Source organism: Nonomuraea sp. NPDC050663 (assembly GCF_044456985.1).
In the GTDB taxonomy this organism is placed as follows: Bacteria; Actinomycetota; Actinomycetes; order Streptosporangiales; family Streptosporangiaceae; genus Nonomuraea.
The window spans coordinates 309,210-325,978 of the sequence record NZ_JBITGL010000006.1 but is presented as its reverse complement, the minus strand read 5'-3'; the positions used below and the strand labels follow the sequence as shown (position 1 = coordinate 325,978).

Here is a 16,769-nt window from a genome sequence, read left to right as displayed (position 1 = left end):
GGCATGGGCGAGCAACTGGATAAAGAGCGATTTTCCGAGCAGGACTACGCGGCCTTCGCGGAACGGGTGGAACACCAGCTGACGGTGTTGCGCGAGGTGCTGGATCGGCCGGGCTTCGGCAAGGGTCCGACCACGATCGGCGCCGAGCTGGAGTTCTTCCTGATCGATCAGCAGGGCGACCCGCTGCCGCGCAACGCCGAGCTGCTCGAAGCGGCCGCGGACGATCGGCTGACGCTGGAGCTGGGCCGGTTCAACGTGGAGGCGAACCTGACCCCCGTGCCGCTGGAGGGCAGGCCCTTCCGCGCGCTCGGCGACGAGCTGCAGGAGATGATCACCCTGGTGGACGGCACCGCGGCCGGGCTCGGCGGCGGCGCCGTACCCATCGGCATCCTGCCGACCCTGGGCACCGGCGACTTCACCCCGCACGCGATCACCGGCGAGAGCCGCTACCGGGCGCTGGCACGCGGCATGCGCAGGGTGCGGCTGGAGCCGTTCATCGTGCGCGTCGACGACCTGGAACTGGTCGTCGAGGACATCATCCTGGAGGCCGCCAACACCTCCTGGCAGCTGCACCTGCGGGTCGACCCCGAGAACTTCGCGGCCACCTTCAACGCCGCGCAGCTGGCCATCGGCCCGGTGCTGGCGTGCGCGGGCAACTCGCCGCTGTTCCTGGGCAGGCAGCTGTGGGAGGAGACCCGCATCGCGCTCATGGAGGAGGCGGCCGACGACCGCGACGTTTCGCGCGCCTACCGCCGCGACGGCCGGGTCACCTTCGGCTCCGACTGGGTGCACTCGCCGATGGAGCTGTTCGAGCGCTCGGTGCGCGACTACGAGCCGGTGCTGCCGCAGGTGACGCCGGACGCCGCCCCCGAGGACCTGGCCGAGCTGCGGATGCACATGGGCACGATCTGGCAGTGGAACCGGCCGGTGTACGACCCGGCCGACGGCGGGCACCTGCGGGTCGAGATGCGAGCCCTGCCCGCCGGGCCGACCTGCGCCGACATGGCGGCCAACGCCGCCTTCCTGCTCGGGCTGACACTGGCCTGGTCCAAGCGCGACCTGACCGCCTACAAGTTCGCCGAGGCCTACCAGAACTTCTACCGGGCCGCGATGCACGGCCTGTCGGCCAAGCTGTCGTGGCCCGACATGCCCGGCGAGACGCTGGCCTCCGACCTGATCCTGCGACTGCTGCCGGAGGCCAGGGCGGCGCTGCTCGAAGCCGGGGTGGTCCCGTCGGACGTGGACGGCGCGCTGGGCGTCATCGAGCAGAGAGTACGGCTGGGCAGGACCGGGGCGTCGTGGCAGCGCGACTTCGAGGGCGACGCCGGACAACTGGTCCGGAAGTATCGAGAGCTGGTGCTGTCGGGAGTCCCGGTTCACATGTGGCGCTAGGCGCAACTTATCGTGCCCCTCGCCCGTCCAACCAACGACACCATGGGAGGACCGATGACGGCGACGGGGATCACGGCGACCGACAAGGCGCCGTTCACCTTAGGGCGGGCGACGGGGACGCTCGCCGAAGGTGCGGCCAAGCTGGCCGGGGAGATCGGGGCGACGGCGGTCGAGGCGGTGCTGGCCCGGGGCAACCGCGCGGCGATGCGCAAGGGGGCGCCGGGCTTCATCGGCACCATGACGCCCAAGCCCCTCGACTGGTACGCCTTCGACCCCAAGGACGAGGACACCGCCGACTGGTACCCCCAGGGCCTGACCGGCAGCGACGACTCGGGCAGCGTGGGCGTGCCCTGCTTCGCGGTGACCTGGTACTTCAAGCCCCCGGTGACGGTGGGCGAGCGGGGGGTGCGCGTCACCTTCCTCAACCCGCGCACCCTGCGCTACCAGCACTGCCTGCTCGTCGAGGCGCTGCCCGACGGGTCGTACGGGCCGATCGACATCCACGCGGGCGGCTGCGGATGGGTCGGCGACCTGCTCTACGTCGCCGACACCACGCGCGGGCTGCGGGTCTTCGACCTGAACAACCTGCTCGACCTGCGCACGGCGCAGAACGACCTGGGCGACGCCACCCGCGTCGGACGCCACCTGGGCAAATTCCACGCCTTCGGCTACCGGTACGTGATCCCGCAGACCGACTCCTGGAAGCTGGTGACGAAGCGGGCGGCGGTCTTCTCCTTCGTCGGCGTCGACCGCGGGAACGGCACGCTGGCCTCGGGGGAGTACAAGGACGGCGAGACGACCGGCAGGGTCGCCCGCTGGCAGCTCACCTCCTCGGGGCAGCTCGCCTCCGGGGTGCCGCTCGACGCGTACACCATGGGCGTCGAGATGGTGCAGGGCGCGGTGTCGCACAACGACACGTGGTACCTCAGCCAGGCGATGCGCAACCAGAAGAACGGCAGGCTGGTGGTCGGCAAGGCGGGCAGCCCGTCGAAGGCCCGCCCCTGGGTGATCGGGCCCGAGGACCTGACCGTCCAGGACGGGCGGTTGTGGAGCGTCACCGAGTTCCGCAACCGGCGGGCGATCTTCGCGGTCAGCCTGTGAGGTGCCTGAGCAGGACCTCGCGGTAGGCGCGGTCGAACGCGTCGTAGCGGGCACGCAGCTCGCCGCCTGGCCAGGTGGGGGCCAGGAGCTCCGGCGGCAGCAGCGGGTCGGCCAGGAGGTGCCGCAGCACCCTGGCCGACAGCACGAAACCCCCGGCCAGCGCGCCGGGCCGTACGGAGGCGTGTCGTCCGGCGGGGCGCTCGTCGCCTGCCGTAACCTCGGCCAGCAGCCCGGCCGCCCGCTCGAGCTCCTGCTCCAGCTCGCGTGCCCGGTCGGCCCACCCGTCGAGGTCCCACAACATCGGGGTCGGGTCATCGTCCGGCCTGCCCGTCAGCAGGGTGCACTGCGTCCTGACCACCGCCGGGATCTCGCGCCGCAGGTTCGCCGGCCGCATCCACGCGCCCTCGCGCAGCTCGCCCATGCGCAGCCGGTTCATCGTGTCGCGCAGCGCCGCCCGGTCGGCGGGCGCGCGGCGCTCGGCGGTGACGATCGCGATCTCCCATGAGCCGTCCCACGGCCTGACGTGCGGCTCGCGGCTCTCGTCCTGCCTGGCCTGCCGTTCCAGGAGCCGCTCCGCCAGGGTGTACTGCCCGTCGGCCTGCACCAGGTCTCCCGCCGCGACCATGCGCGACAACGCCACGCGCACGGTGCCCTCGGCGATGCCGAACAGCTCGCCCAGCCTGACCAGCTGGCGCGCGGGCAGCCGCGGCGGATGGCAGCCCAGCAGCGCGCTCAGCACGGCCGACCGGGCGCTCAGTGAGGTATTACGCTCTTCCATCGCGTGTCGAGTATATGTAACACTCGCTTCATGGGACGGTATCTCGTCGAACCTTTCGACCACAGCGATCGCTACGCCACCGAGCACTACCAGGGGGCCACCGGGCGCAACTGGTGGCAGGGCGACCCCTCCCTGCAACTGCTCATGCGCCGCTACCTGGGCGACGGCTACGAGTGGGCCGCCGGGCACCTCGACCGGCTCGGGGCGCTCATGGGCGGCCTCATCGCCGAATGCGCCGAGGAGACCGACCGCAACCCGCCGCGCCTCGACAAGTACGACAAGTGGGGGCGCGACATCTCGCAGGTCGTCATGCCGCCCTCCTTCGAGACCGCGCGCTCGGCCCTCATGGCCGACAACTTCACCTCGCCCGCCTTCGCCGCCGAGGCCTCCGCGCACGGCGCCGACCCGCGCGCGATGGGCGCCGCCTGGACCTACCTGCTCGACCAGGCCGACATCGGCATGGGCTGCGCCCTGGGCACCGGCGGCGACATGGTCGTCTCGCTCGCCGAGAAGCACGCGCCCGCCGACGTCCGCGACCGCGTCAGGGAGATCTTCGCCAACGGCTACTACTCCGGCGAAGCCGCCCAGATGTTCACCGAGCGCACCGGCGGCTCCGACCTGGCCGCCCTGGAGGCCGCCGCCGAACCCTCCGGCGACTCCTGGTCGCTGACGGGCTTCAAGTGGTTCGCCTCCAACGCCAACGGCTCCGCCTTCGTCGTGCTCGCCCGGCTGCCCTCCGGCGACATCAAGCCCTTCCTCGTGCTCTGGGACCGCCGCGACGGCACCCGCAACGCCGTACGCATCCGCCGCCTGAAGGACAAGCTCGGCACCCGCTCGGTCGCCTCCGCCGAGGTCGAGTTCACCGGCGCCGAGGCGTTCCTGCTGGCCGGGGAGGGCTCGGGCTCGGGTCTGGGCACGATGATGCAGCTCACCAACGCCTCCCGCCTCGGGGTGGCCATGATGGGCGCCGGAGCCGCCCGCCGCGCCCTCGTGGAGTCGCTGTGCTACGCCTCCGCCCGCGAGGCCTTCGGCAGGCGGCTGATCGACCAGCCGCTCATGCGGCGCAAGCTCGCCGAGCTGATCGTCGAGGTCGAGGCCGCCCAGGCGCTCGTCTTCGACGGCCTGTGCGGCCCCCGCCTGCGCCTGGGCCCCGCCATCATCAAGCTGCGCGCCGCCCGCCTCGGCGTCACCGCCGCCAGCGACGCCATCGAGGTGCACGGCGGCAACGGCTACATCGAGCAGTGGCCGGTGGCGCGCATCCTGCGCGACGCCCAGGTCAACCCCATCTGGGAGGGCGGCGACAACATCCTCTGCCTCGACGTGCGGCGGGCCATGCTGCGCGAGAACGCCCACGAGCCGTTCCTGGAGCGCCTGGAGCGGGCGGCGCCCGACGGCCTCGTCCGCGAGCGCGTCGAGGACCTGCGCAAGGCGATCACCGTCTGGTCGGGCCTCGACCCCGTGACCGCCGAGGCGAAGCTCTTCCCGCTGGCGCAGTTCATGGCCGACGTGTACGCGGCGGCGCTGCTGCTGGAGCAGGCGCGGTGGGAGGAGCGGGCCGGGTACGGCACGCGCAAGGCGCTGGTGGCGCGGCTGTACGCGGAGGAGCACCTGGCCGAGCGCGGTCCGCTGCGGGGGATCGACCGGGCCGAGGAGGCGCTCGACCACTTCGACGAACTCGTGGGGGGCGCGTTCGCGGGGTGACTAGGGGTTGTCTGGTGCGGGTTACAGCTTCCTACGATGGCATGAGCTGATATCTCCGCTAGCGGTGTCAGGTGCGATTTCTCTGAATGCGGCCCCACCAGACCATCCCCAGGAGACCCCATGTCCGCAGACCTGCACGTCGACGCCGGCCCGTTAGCGGCGCTCGACGACGACCCCGCCTTCCGCCTCCACCGCGGCGGCAAGCTCGAGACCCGCGCGTCCGTCCCCGTCCGCGACACCGCCGACCTGTCCCTGGCCTACACCCCCGGTGTGGCCAGGGTCTGCACCGCGATCGCCGAGCGCCCCGAGCTCGTCCACGACTACACGTGGGTGCCCAACGTGGTGGCCGTGGTCACCGACGGCACCGCCGTCCTGGGCCTGGGCGACATCGGGCCGTCGGCCGCGATGCCCGTCATGGAGGGCAAGTCGCTGCTGTTCAAGGAGTTCGGCGGCGTCGACTCCGTCCCGATCTGCCTGGACTGCACCGGCGTCGAGGAGATCGTCGAGACGGTCGTACGGCTGGCGCCCTCCTTCGGTGGCATCAACCTGGAGGACATCAGCGCCCCCCGCTGCTTCGAGATCGAGGAGCGGCTGCGCGGCCTGCTCGACATCCCCGTCTTCCACGACGACCAGCACGGCACCGCCATCGTCGTGCTCGCGGCCCTGCGCAACGCGGCCAGGCTCAGGGGCAGGCCGCTGGGCGAACTGCGCGTGGTGGTCGCCGGGGCGGGAGCCTCGGGCATCGCCGTCAGCCGCATGCTGATCAACGCGGGCGCCGCCGACGTGACCGTGTGCGACAGCAAGGGGATCGTGCACACCGGCCGCACCGACCTCAACCCCTACAAGGCGCAGCTGGCCGAGGTCACCAACCGCCGCGGCCACACCGGGCCCATCGAGAACGCCCTGGCCGGCGCCGACGTGTTCATCGGCCTGTCCGGCGCGACCGTCTCGGAGGAGGCGATCGCCTCGATGGCGCGGGAGGCCATCGTGTTCGCGCTGTCCAACCCGACGCCGGAGATCCACCCCGACGTCGCGCGGCGCCACGCTCTCGTCGTCGCCACCGGGCGCAGCGACTTCCCCAACCAGATCAACAACGTGCTGGCCTTTCCCGGCCTGTTCCGCGGCGCGCTGGCGGCGCGGGCGTCGGCCATCACCGAGGGCATGAAGCTCGCCGCCGCCGACGCGCTGGCCGCCGTCGTCGGGCAGGACCTGTCGGCGGACTACATCATCCCCGGGCCGTTCGACCCGCGTGTCGTCCCCGCCGTCTCCGCCGCCGTCGCCGACCGGGCCCGGATCGACGGCGTGGCCCGATTCCCCTGCACGGAGGCGCCGCCGGCATGACCGGCCGCACGGCCGCACCAGGGGTACGGCACGCGTGCCGTACCCCTGGCCGGATCCGCTAGAAGGTCGGGTAGACGTCCACGGTCGAGCCGCCCGTGGTGGTGTAGTTGCCGCCCTGCGACCACGTGGTGTCGTTCAGCAGCGGCTTGTACTGCAGCGAGGTGCCGGAGGCGATGCCGACGACGGTGCACAGCCACAGGTCGGCGGCCTTGTTGGCGCAGTCCTGGCCGGTGCTCCACGACAGCGGCGCCACCGAGCCGCGAATGGTGATCTTGTTACCGTAGCCCGCGTCCTTGTGCACGCGGACGGTGGTCAGCGTCGGGAAGGTCGGGTAGACGTCGATGGTCTGCCCGCCGACGCCGCTGTAGTCGGCCCCGTTCGAGGCGTAGGCGTCGTCGATGTACGGCTTGAACGTGAAGCTCTGCCCGGCGGGGACGCGCTCGAACTCGTACTCCCACACCCCGGCCGAGACCTGGCGGGCGGGACGGCCGCGGTCGGTGCGGAACGGCGAGGCGGCGCCGCGGATGGCGATGGTGCGGTCGGCGCCGGGGTTGTGGTGGACGCGGATCTTGGTGATCGTGCGCGCGGGCGGGGTGTAGGCCGAGACCGGCGAGCCTGGGGCGTAGACCTTGGCCTCGTGCTCGCCGAGGCTGACGGTGATCTGCCTGCCGGTGACGCCTCCGGCCTGCACGGTGACGGTGTCGCCGGTGTTCATCAGGTTCGTCAGCACCGTGCCGACCGCGATCGGGCTCTCGGCGCGCAGCGGGATGGTCCTGCTCTGGGTGCTCCAGCTGTTGGTGGCGGCGGTGATGGTCTCCTGGGTGCCGGCGATGCGGGAGAAGGCGTAGACGCCGGCGTCCTTCCACATCTCGCGCTGGGTGCCGGTGCGCAGTGAGGCGTAGTTCTTCTTCAGCGTGGTCAGGCGCTGGATGTGCTTGTAGACGGTGTGGTTCTCGTCCCAGGACGTCATGTCCTTGCGGTTGTCCTTGTTGGCGATCGGGTCCTCCCACGGGTTGAAGTTGCCGTCGTCGGCCTGCTCGGTGCCGTAGTAGATGACCGGGACGCCGCGGGCGGTCAGCATGAAGGTGAGCGCGCTGCGCAGCCGCTGGTAGCTGTCGCCCGCGCGGGCCAGGAAGCGGGCGCGGTCGTGGTTGTCGAGGAAGGTCGTCAGCCGGTTGGCGTTGGTGTACTTGTAGTCTTGGGCGAACAGGGTGCCCAGGGCGTTCATGTCGGCGTCGGCGGCGAAGGCCTCGCGCATCGGGAAGAAGAGCGGGAAGTCGAGCATGCCCCACTCGTAGTCCTGCTAGTCGGAGACGAAGTCGACGTCGCCGACGAAGGCCTCACCGAAGGTCGGCACGCCCATGGCCTGCTCGAAGGTGGCCAGCCACGGCTTGGCGATGTGCTTGGCGGCGTCGACGCGGATGCCGTCGAAGCCCATGTCGACCCAGTCCTTGTAGGTGTCGATCAGGTACTGCGAGACGGTCGGGTTCGACTGGTCGAGGTCGTCGAGTCCGCCCAGGTCGCAGACCTCCAGCTGGGCCTGCGTCATGCTGCCGTCGAAGAGGCAGTCGCCGGTGTGGTGGAAGTAGCCGGAGTTGTCGAGCGGCGCGGCGGGCTTGTAGGTGGCCGGGTTGTAGGTCGTGGAGGTGCCGGCCAGGTAGTCGGTGGTGTGGTTGGGCACCACGTCCAGGATCATCTTCATGCCCTTGTCGTGGGCGGTGTCGATGAGGGTCTGGAGTTCGGCGGTGGAGCCGAAGTGCGTGTTCGGGGTGGCGAAGTTCTTGGTGAAGTAGCCGTGGTAGCTGCCCTCGCCCTGGTCGCGGCTGAGCGGCTCCTGCTCGGAGACCGGCGAGATCCAGATCGCGGTGGCGCCGAGGTTCTTGATGTAGTCGAGCTTGGCGGTCAGCCCCGCCCAGTCGCCCCCGTGGTACATGCCGAGGTCGGCGGGGTCGTATTCACCGTTGCCCGAGTCGTCGTTGGTGGTGTCGCCGTTGTGGAAGCGGTCGACGACGACGTGGTAGATGACGTCGCCCTCGGCCAGCGGCCCGGGGGAGACCGTGGCGTGCGCCTGCGGCACGGCGACGAGGAGCGGGATGGCGAGGAGCAGGGCGGTTAACAGCCGTTTCATGGCATGACTCCATGGCGGGATGGACCCGCGGCGGTCCGCGGGCCTGGCAAGGGGTGATGAGGGTGATGGTTATCGGATCGGGCCGGTGGATTCCCGGACGATCAGGGCGGTGTGCAGGACCTGGTGGGGGTGCTGGGCCTCGCCGCGGATGGCGGAGACCAGGAAGTCGCCGGCCACCCGGCCCTTGGCGATGATGGGCTGGCGGACGGTGGTCAGGCGGGGCCGTACCCAGGCGGCTTCCGGCTGGTCGTCGAAGCCGGTGATGGAGACCTCGCCGGGGATGGAGACGCCGAGGTCGTGCATGGCGTCGATGGCTCCCACCGCCAGGATGTCGGAGAGCGTGATGATGGCGGTGGGCGGGTCGTCGAGCAGCATGAGCTGCTTGGCGGCGTGGTAGCCGTCGGAGCGGGTGCAGGGCACCTCGCGCAGCAGCAGGTCGTCGAAGGACAGGCCGGCGGTCTGCATCGCCTCGCGGATGCCGGCCATGCGGCGGGCCAGCGGCCCGCGGTATCCGTATTCCTCCTTGTCGGGTCCGGGGTCGAAGGACAGCAGCGCCATGCGGCGATGCCCGAGCGCGAGCAGGTGCTCGGTCACCTCGCGGGCGCCGGACTGGTCGTCGACCTCGACGGTGGGCGCGCCCTCCGACGGGTCGCTGTCGACCAGGACGAAGGGGATGCCGCGCCGTTCGAGCTCGGCCACCTCGCCGCGGTCGACCTCGAGTCCGCACACGACGAAGCCGTCGACGGCGGCGTAGGGGATGGCCTTCAGCATCGAGTTGCGCAGCGGCGGCGTCATGAGCAGGGTCAGGCCCTCGCGGTGGCAGACCTGGCCGAGCCCGACGAAGAACTGCGCGTAGTAGGGGTTCTCCATGATCGAGGGGAGGTCCTGGGGCAGGAGCACGCCGAGTGAGCGGGTGCGGCCCTGCTGGAGCATGCGGGCCACGGGGTTGGGGGTGTAGCCGAGCTCGCTCGCCACCGCCAGGATCCGCTGCCGGGTGGCGTCGGAGATCTTGGCGGGGTCGTTGAAGGCGAAGGAGACCGCCGAGCGTGAGACGCCGGCGGCGGCGGCCACGTCCTTGGATGTCACGCGCGAATCAGTCGGGCCGGACAAATCGGACCTCCCAGGGATGGACGGCTACCGCCCCCAGCTTGACCTGTTCCCCGGTGATCAGGTCACGTCCGGTGCCGGTGCCCACGGCGAGCCGCTCGGCGGCGTTGCCGCGATTGGCCAGCACGAGCACGGTCTCCTCAGGATGGCTGCGGGCGCGGACTATGACATTCTCGCTGGCGGTCACAGTGCTCTCGTCGCCCCGGCGCAGCGCCACGTGCTCGCGGCGCAGGCGGGTGAGCCGCTTCAGCCAGGTCAGCGTGTCGTGGTCCCACCGGTCCTGGTCCCACACCATGGCGCGGCGGCAGTCGGGGTCGTTGAAGCCCCGCATGCCGATCTCGTCGCCGTAGTAGATCATCGGCGCCCCCTGCGCCGCCATGAGCAGGCCGAGCGCGAACCGCGCGGCGTGCGGCTCGCCGCCGCACCGGGTCAGCAGGCGCTCGGTGTCGTGGCTGCCCAGCAGGTTGAGCATGAGTCCCCCGGCGGCGCCGATCTCGCCGGAGATCGTCTCCAGCTCGCGGGCCAGCCACTCGCCGCCGAGCCGGTGGTCGGTGACGAAGCCCAGGATCGCGTCGCGCAGCCGGTAGTTCATCGCGCCGTCGCTGGTGTCGCCGCGGGTCCAGTCCGTGGCGGCCTCCCACACCTCTGCCACCACGTACAGGTCGGGGTCGATGGCCTTGACGTGCTGCTGGAACCGCCGCCAGAAGGGCAGGTTGTCCATCATGTACGGCACGTCGAGCCGCCAGCCGTCGATGCCCAGGCCCGTCCACTTGTCGACCGCGGCGAACAGGTGGTCGCGCACCTCGGGGTTGGTGACGTTGAGCTTGGGCAGGTACTGGCACCCGCTGCACGTCAGGTAGACCGGCTCGGGCTCGAACTGCTGGAAGTGGAACCAGTTCACGTACGGCGAGGCCGGCCCGTGGGCGAGCACGTCCTGGAAGGCCGGGTGCCCGTCGCCGCAGTGGTGGAAGACCGCGTCGAGCACCACCTTGATCCCGTGCGCGTGCGCGTGCTCCACCAGCAGCGCGAACGTGCGCTCGTCGCCCAGCATCGGGTCGATCGACAGGTAGTCGATGGTGTCGTAGCGGTGGTTGGTGCGGGCGGCGAAGATCGGCGTGAGGTAGAGCGCCGTGATCCCCAGCTCGCGCAGGTGGCCGAGGTGGGCGCCGATGCCGTCGAGGTCGCCGCCGAGGAAGTTGTCGCGGGTGGGCGCCTCGGCGTCGACGGGCCCGTCGCCGCGGGCGAAACGGTCGGGGAAGATCTGGTAGAAGACGGCGTCGCGCACCCAGTCGGGTCCGGTCACGGCATTCACTCCTTCGATCCGGTGCCCGCGAGTCCGCGGACCAGGGCCTTCTGCAGGAACAGGAAGATCACGACGGCGGGGACGGCGGCGGTCACGGTGCCGGCCATCAGCAGATGCGGGTAGGGGCCGTACTTACTGGTGAAGACCGACAGGCCCAGCTGGACGGTGCGGGTGGCGTCGTCGGCGGTCACCAGCAGGGGCCACAGAAAGTCGTTCCAGCCGAACAGGAAGCTGAAGACCGCCACCGTGGCCAGCGCGGGCCTGCACAGCGGGACCACGATCCGCCACAGGATGCGCAGTCTGCCTGCGCCGTCGACCAGGGCCGCCTCGTCGAGCTCGCGCGGCAGCGTCTGCATGTAGGTGCGCAGCACCACGATGCCGAACACGTCGGCGAGCCTGGGCACGATCAGCGCCGCCCACGTGTCGTACCAGCCGAACCGCACCACCAGGTCGAAGGCGGGCAGCATGGTCAGGAAGGTCGGCACCAGCATGGTCGCCACCAGCAGCGCGAAGATCGTGTTGCGCAGCGGGAAGCGCAGCCGGGCGAAGGCGTAGGCGGCCAGGGTGTCGAGGATCAGGTGACCGGCGACGATCCCCAGCGTCATCACCGCGGTGTTGAGGTAGTAGCGGGCGAACGGCGCCGCCGCCATCGCCTCGCCGTAGTTGCCCCACTCGAACTCCAGCGGCCACAGCCTGTAGACGTTGGGGAACTGCTTGAGCGAGGTCACGACCATCCACGCGAACGGGGCGATCGTCACGACGGCGGCGGCCAGAAGGATCAGGTGGCGTCTCACGACCATCGGGAGCCTCCTCCCTGCAGCCGCCAGTTCATCCATGCCAGCGCCACCACCAGCGCGAACCCGGCGTAGGCGACGGTCGCCGCGTAGCCGAACTCGCCCGAGGCGAAGGCCGTGCGGTACACCAGGAAGCCCAGCACCTCCGTACCGCCGAGCGGCCCGCCCTGCGTCAGCGCGTAGACCAGGTCGAAGCCCTGGAAGGTCGCGATGAGCCCTTCGAGGACGACGAAGAAGGTCATCGGCGCCAGCAGCGGAACGGTGACGAGCCGCAACTGCTGCCATCGGCCCGCGCCGTCGAGCGAGGCCGCCTCGTACAGCTGCGCGGGGATCGCCTGCAGCGCGGTCAGGTAGAGCACCACGTTGAGCCCGAGCTGCTTCCACGCGGTCAGCAGCGTGAGCGACAACAGCGCCAGGCCGGGCTCGCCCAGCCAGTTGAGCCCGAAGGCGAACGGTCCGTCCGCCTCGAACAGGTACTTCCAGACCGTGGCCACCGCGATCGAGGAGGTGACCACCGGCAGGAAGAAGATCCCCCGGTAGAGCGACAACCCCTTGATCGGGGCGTTGAGCAGCACCGCCAGGCCCAGTCCCGAGGCCACCCCCAGGACCGTGACGCCCAGGCCGTACAGGATGGTGACCAGCAGGGAGTTGCCGAACTCCGGGTCGGAGGCCATCTCGACGTAGTTGGCCAGGCCCGCGAAGGGCAGCTCAGGCGTGGCTCCGTTCCACGAGGTGAGGCTGATCCGGCCGGTGGCGACGATCGGGTAGACCACGAAGGTGCCGATCACCGCCAGCGCCGGGCTCAGGCACAACAGCGCGACGCGGATGTCGCCGCCCCGCCGCCGCCGGGCCGGGACGGCGCGCCTGCGGGCAGGCGCGCCGGCCAGGGGCCGGGTGGTCACTGACCGGCCGCCAGGATCTCGTTGACCTCGCGCTCGGCGTCGGCCAGGGCGGCCTCCACGCTCTTCCTGCCGTGCAGCGCCTGTTCCACCTGCTTGGCGAAGGCCAGCGACACCTTGGGGTAGACCGGGCTGGCCGGACGGGCCCGCGCGGTGGGCAGGGCGTCGACAAAGGGCTTGGTCAGCGGGTCGAGCGACGACAGGTAGTCGCCGCTTTCGGCGATCGACCTGCGGGTGGGCAGGAACCCGGTCGTCTTGCTCCACTCCAGGTTCTGGTCGGCGAACCAGCCCAGGAAGGCGGAGGCCGCCTTGACGTCCTTGGAGGTGTCGAAGACGACCGCCTGCTCGCCGCCCATGTTGGTGGCGGGCTTGCCGTCGGCCGGGTGCGGGATCGCGGCGGTGGCGAAGGGGAAGGGCGGCTTGTCCTTCCAGATGCCCACCATCCAGGAGCCCTCCTGGGCGGAGGCGGCGGCGCCCTTCTCGAAGGCGCCCCAGGGGCCGAGCGGGCTGGAGCCGTCCTTGACGAGGTCGCTCCAGAAGGTCAGCGCCTTGCGCCCGGCGTGGGAGTTGAAGGCCGCCTTGGTGTTGTCGGCGGTCAGGAACTCGCCTCCGGCCTGCCAGAGGGTGACCTGGAAGTTCCAGGTGACGCCCTCGCCGTTGTCGCCTGGCTGGGTGAACAGCTCGAAGCCGGGCTTGCCGGTCTTGTCGAGGATGGTCTTGGCGGCCTGCCGCAGCTCCTCCCACGTCCTGGGCGGGCGGGCGGGGTCGAGTCCGGCCTGCTTGACCAGGTCGGTGTTGTACATCATGGCCAGGGTGTTGGCCGAGACCGGGATGGACAGCTGCCTGCCCTGCGCGGAGCCGAACGTCAGCATCTCCGGGTAGATGTCGGACCAGACGGCGGCGGGGATGTGCGGCTTGAGGTCGGCCAGGCGGCCGGTCTGGGCCAGGCGCGGCACCCAGACCAGGTCGCCGATCGCGACGTCGGGCAGGGTGCGGCTGGTGGCCGCGGTCTGGAGCTTGGTGAGCAGCTCGGCGCCGGGGACGTTGACGAGCTTGAGCTTGACGCCCTGGTGCTGCTGCTCGTAGCGCTGCGCCAGGGTCTGGAAGGTCTGCGCGTTGGCGCCGTCCCAGTAGTGCCACACGGTCAGTTCCGTGGGGCCGGCGGGGGTGGCGGCGGGCTGGGACGAGCCGCAGGCGGTGGCCGCCAGCAGTGCGGACGCCAGCAGCGCGGTAACACGTAACGGCCTCATCGTGAGCTCCGTGGGGGACTGGGAAACGTGTTTCTAACACGTGTTAATAGTGCGATTACCTGGCATGCGTCAAGAGGCGAAAAACGGGATGCGCATCAACCTGGTGATTCGTCACTCTTGACCACATGCAGGCAACCGTCACCGTGACCCCGGCGCAGCTGCCCGGCGTGCTCCTCCACGTCGCGGTGGTGCGTCCGGTGTTCCTGTGGGGCGCGCCCGGCATCGGCAAGAGCTCGCTGGTGCGCGACTTCGCCGCCTCGCTCGGCCTGGAGTGCGTCACCCTGCTCGGCACGCAGCTGGCGCCCGAGGACCTCATCGGCGTGCCCGAGCTGATCGACGGGCGCAGCAGGTTCGCCCCGCCCGAGTCGATCGCCCGCGCCGAGCCGTACTGCCTGTTCCTCGACGAGCTCAACGCCTCGGCCCCCGAGGTGCAGAAGGCCTTCTACTCCCTGATCCTCGACCGCCGCATCGGCACCTACGAGCTGCCCGAGGGCTCGGTCGTGATCGGCGCGGGCAACCGCGCGACCGACAACGCGCTGGCCAGGCCGATGGCCTCGGCGCTGGTCAACCGCCTGGTCCACGTGCACCTGCGCGCCTCGGCGAGCGACTGGCTGACCTGGGCCGTCGACAACGGCATCCACCCGTGGATCGTGGAGTACCTGGTGCAGCGCCCCGACCACCTGTGGAGCGCGCCGCCCAAGACCGAGGAGCCCTTCTCCTCGCCCCGCGCCTGGCACATGCTCTCCGACGTCATGCACTCCTACGGCGAGGGCATCGACGACGAGACCCTGGCCATGCTGGCCTTCGGCACGCTCACCACCGGCCACGCCTCGGCCTTCCGCGCCTACGTCAAGACCGTGCGGCACGCCTACGACCTCGACGCCGTCCTCAAGGGCGAGGCGCCATGGCCGCGCCGTCCCGAGGACCGCGACCTGCTCTACTTCCTGGCCGAGACGCTGCGCGCCCGCCTGATGAAGGAACTGCCCGCCGACAAGCGCGGCGGCTCGCAGCGCGGCCGCGACCTGGCCTTCCGCGCCAAGACGCTGCTGGTGGAGCTGGCGGAGATCTCGCTGGAGTGCGCGCAGCTGGTCATCAGGAACGACGACAACGGCGCCCCTGCGCTGCCCACCTGGTTCCTGGTCGAGGTCGGCCGCGACCTGCCCCGCCTGATCGCGGCCAGGTCATAGTGAGCAGGGCCAAGGCCAAGGTCGACCCCTGGCAGGCCGAGCTGCGCAAGGGCTGGGGCATGGTCACCACCCACCCCCTGCTGTCGGCCATCCGCGCCTGCCTGCGGCCGGCCGCCGACGGCGAGCTCGACAAGGACACCTGGGCCGTCGTCGAGGCCGACGGCGACGTCAAGTACCACCCCAAGCGCCGGGCACAGGCCGAGGAGTGGGCGTGGGTCTTCGCCCACCTCCTGCTCCACCTCGGGTTCGGGCACGCCGACCCGCGCACCTGCCTGCCCGGCGACCTGGGCCCCGACCCCGCCTACCGGGCCGCCTGCTGCCTGGCCGTCGACCGGTTCCTGCGCACGCTGAAGCTGGGCCGCTGCCCCGCGCCGCTGCCGGTCGAGCTGCCGCCGGAGGACGAGACCACGCTGTCGGAGCGCTGGCGCCGCCTCGGCCTGCCCGCCGAGTTCACCCCGATCGGGCGGCCGGACTTCGAGATCGGCACCGAGGAGGCCGCGAAGTACCTCAAGTACCAGGCCTCCTTCGCCCGCGGGGTGGCCAGAGCCGCGACGGCCGCGCTCGACAAGGCGGGCACGCCGCGCGTGTCCGCAGAAGGCCACGTGGACGGTCCGTGGGATCTGGCGCTGCGCTGGTTCGTCTCCTCCTACCCGCTGCTCGGCGCGCTGGCCGCGGGCATGACCCTGGTGGCCGACGTCGAGCTGGCGCGCGGCTGGGACATCTCCGTCGCCGCGGTCAACGCCGAGGCCGCCGAGATCTACGTCAACCCGCTGACGCACCTGTCGATGGAGGAGTGGCGGTTCGTCCTGGCGCACGAGATGCTGCACGCCGCGCTGCGGCACGGCGAGCGGGTGGGCGGGCGCGACCCGTACTACTGGAACATCGCCTGCGACTACGTGATCAACGGCTGGCTGGTCGAGATGGGCGTGGGGGAGATGCCCGAGGGCCTGCTCCACGACAAGGCGCTGGCGGCCCAGTCGGCCGAGGCCGTCTACGACCTGATCACCGTCGACCTGCGGCGGCTGCGCAAGCTCGCCACGCTGCGCGGGCGCGGCCTGGGCGACGTGCTGGGCCACCCGCTGCCGCACACCGGGGCGCCGGGTCGGTACGTCGACCTGGACGAGTTCTACCGCCGCGCCCTGGGCACGGGCCTGTCCTACCACCACTCCACCGGCCGGGGCCTGCTGCCCTCCGGGCTGGAGCAGGAGATCCGCGCCCTGGACCAGCCGCCGCTGCCGTGGGACGCGCGGCTGGCGCGCTGGTTCGACGAGCACGTGCCCTCGCCGGAGCGCCGCCGCTCCTACGCGCGGGCGTCGCGCCGGCAGTCGGCCACGCCGGACATCCCGCGTCCCGGCTGGGTGCGCCCCGAGGAGCTCGTGCGCCAGGCCACGTTCGGCGTGGTGCTCGACACCTCCGGCTCCATGAACGCCAGGCTCCTGGGCAAGGCGCTGGGCGCCATCGCCTCCTACGCGGTCGCCCGCGACGTGCCGCGTGCGCGCGTGGTCTTCTGCGACGCGGCCGCCTACGACGCGGGCTACCTGCCGGTCGAGGAGATCGCCTCGAAGGTGCGGGTGCGCGGCAGGGGAGGCACCGTCCTTCAGCCGGGCATCCACCTGCTGGAGCACGCGGACGACTTCCCGGCGGCGGGCCCCATCCTGGTCATCACCGACGGGGAGTGCGACGTGCTGAGGATCAGGCGCGAGCACGCGTTCCTCGTCCCCGAGGGGGCGAGGCTGCCCTTCCGGCCGATGGGACCGGTCTTCCGCATGAAGTAGTGGTATACCACTA

At 71.1% G+C, this 16,769-nt stretch carries 14 protein-coding genes; 6 read left to right on the top strand and 8 right to left on the bottom strand.

Translation table 11 applies throughout. The features are described 5' to 3' along the window. The first annotated feature begins 3 nt into the window (after positions 1 to 3). Both ACIBH1_RS21810 and ACIBH1_RS21805 read left to right on the top strand, forming a co-directional pair. Positions 4 to 1,392: a glutamate--cysteine ligase gene (locus ACIBH1_RS21810; protein WP_397315648.1), complete on the top strand. Its 1,389-nt coding sequence runs from the start codon at positions 4 to 6 to the stop codon at positions 1,390 to 1,392. A gap of 54 nt (positions 1,393 to 1,446) precedes the next feature. Beyond that, complete coding sequence (locus ACIBH1_RS21805; protein WP_397315647.1) at positions 1,447 to 2,493, top strand: hypothetical protein; 1,047 nt, start codon at positions 1,447 to 1,449, stop codon at positions 2,491 to 2,493. Here ACIBH1_RS21805 and ACIBH1_RS21800 read toward each other — a convergent pair. Further along, the gene (locus ACIBH1_RS21800) at positions 2,483 to 3,271 is read right to left on the bottom strand and encodes a PaaX domain-containing protein, C- domain protein (protein ID WP_397315646.1); all 789 of its coding nucleotides are present in this window, start codon (positions 3,269 to 3,271) and stop codon (positions 2,483 to 2,485) included. The two genes, ACIBH1_RS21805 and ACIBH1_RS21800, sit on opposite strands and share 11 nt — an antisense overlap. A gap of 30 nt (positions 3,272 to 3,301) precedes the next feature. Here ACIBH1_RS21800 and ACIBH1_RS21795 point away from each other — a divergent pair, with 30 nt between their 5' ends. After that, positions 3,302 to 4,972 carry an acyl-CoA dehydrogenase family protein gene (locus tag ACIBH1_RS21795; RefSeq protein WP_397315645.1) on the top strand — a complete coding sequence of 557 codons (1,671 nt, stop codon included), beginning with the start codon at positions 3,302 to 3,304 and terminating at the stop codon, positions 4,970 to 4,972. 120 nt (positions 4,973 to 5,092) lie between these two features. After that, on the top strand, positions 5,093 to 6,313 hold the full coding sequence (locus ACIBH1_RS21790) for an NADP-dependent malic enzyme (RefSeq protein ID WP_397315644.1): 1,221 nt from the start codon (positions 5,093 to 5,095) through the stop codon (positions 6,311 to 6,313). 58 nt (positions 6,314 to 6,371) lie between these two features. Here the strand turns inward: ACIBH1_RS21790 and ACIBH1_RS21785 are convergent, their stop codons facing one another. The 7 genes from ACIBH1_RS21785 to ACIBH1_RS21755 form a co-directional block, all read right to left on the bottom strand. Further along, positions 6,372 to 7,598, bottom strand: coding sequence for an alpha-amylase family glycosyl hydrolase (locus tag ACIBH1_RS21785; protein ID WP_397315643.1), 1,227 nt, complete (start codon positions 7,596 to 7,598; stop codon positions 6,372 to 6,374). An 18-nt stretch (positions 7,599 to 7,616) separates the two neighbouring features. Then, positions 7,617 to 8,441, bottom strand: coding sequence for an alpha-amylase family glycosyl hydrolase (locus ACIBH1_RS21780; RefSeq protein ID WP_397315642.1), 825 nt, complete (start codon positions 8,439 to 8,441; stop codon positions 7,617 to 7,619). Positions 8,442 to 8,510: 69 nt separating this feature from the next. After that, entirely contained in the window at positions 8,511 to 9,527 is a 1,017-nt protein-coding gene (locus tag ACIBH1_RS21775) for a LacI family DNA-binding transcriptional regulator (RefSeq protein WP_397315641.1), read from the bottom strand. A 7-nt stretch (positions 9,528 to 9,534) separates the two neighbouring features. Continuing rightward, positions 9,535 to 10,851, bottom strand: coding sequence for a glycoside hydrolase family 13 protein (locus tag ACIBH1_RS21770; RefSeq protein WP_397315640.1), 1,317 nt, complete (start codon positions 10,849 to 10,851; stop codon positions 9,535 to 9,537). A gap of 5 nt (positions 10,852 to 10,856) precedes the next feature. Next, complete coding sequence (locus ACIBH1_RS21765) at positions 10,857 to 11,651, bottom strand: carbohydrate ABC transporter permease (protein ID WP_397315639.1); 795 nt, start codon at positions 11,649 to 11,651, stop codon at positions 10,857 to 10,859. Beyond that, on the bottom strand, positions 11,642 to 12,547 hold the full coding sequence (locus ACIBH1_RS21760; protein WP_397315638.1) for a carbohydrate ABC transporter permease: 906 nt from the start codon (positions 12,545 to 12,547) through the stop codon (positions 11,642 to 11,644). Before ACIBH1_RS21760 ends, ACIBH1_RS21765 begins: the two co-directional genes overlap by 10 nt. Continuing rightward, a complete protein-coding gene (locus ACIBH1_RS21755) occupies positions 12,544 to 13,794 on the bottom strand; it encodes an ABC transporter substrate-binding protein (RefSeq protein ID WP_397315637.1) in 1,251 nt (416 codons plus the stop codon). The genes ACIBH1_RS21760 and ACIBH1_RS21755 overlap by 4 nt, the downstream gene beginning before the upstream one ends. A gap of 125 nt (positions 13,795 to 13,919) precedes the next feature. Between ACIBH1_RS21755 and ACIBH1_RS21750 the strand changes: the two genes are divergently transcribed. Beyond that, positions 13,920 to 14,981 carry an AAA family ATPase gene (locus tag ACIBH1_RS21750; protein ID WP_397315636.1) on the top strand — a complete coding sequence of 354 codons (1,062 nt, stop codon included), beginning with the start codon at positions 13,920 to 13,922 and terminating at the stop codon, positions 14,979 to 14,981. After that, on the top strand, positions 14,981 to 16,756 hold the full coding sequence (locus tag ACIBH1_RS21745) for a hypothetical protein (protein ID WP_397315635.1): 1,776 nt from the start codon (positions 14,981 to 14,983) through the stop codon (positions 16,754 to 16,756). Before ACIBH1_RS21750 ends, ACIBH1_RS21745 begins: the two co-directional genes overlap by 1 nt. The last annotated feature ends 13 nt before the right edge of the window (positions 16,757 to 16,769 follow it).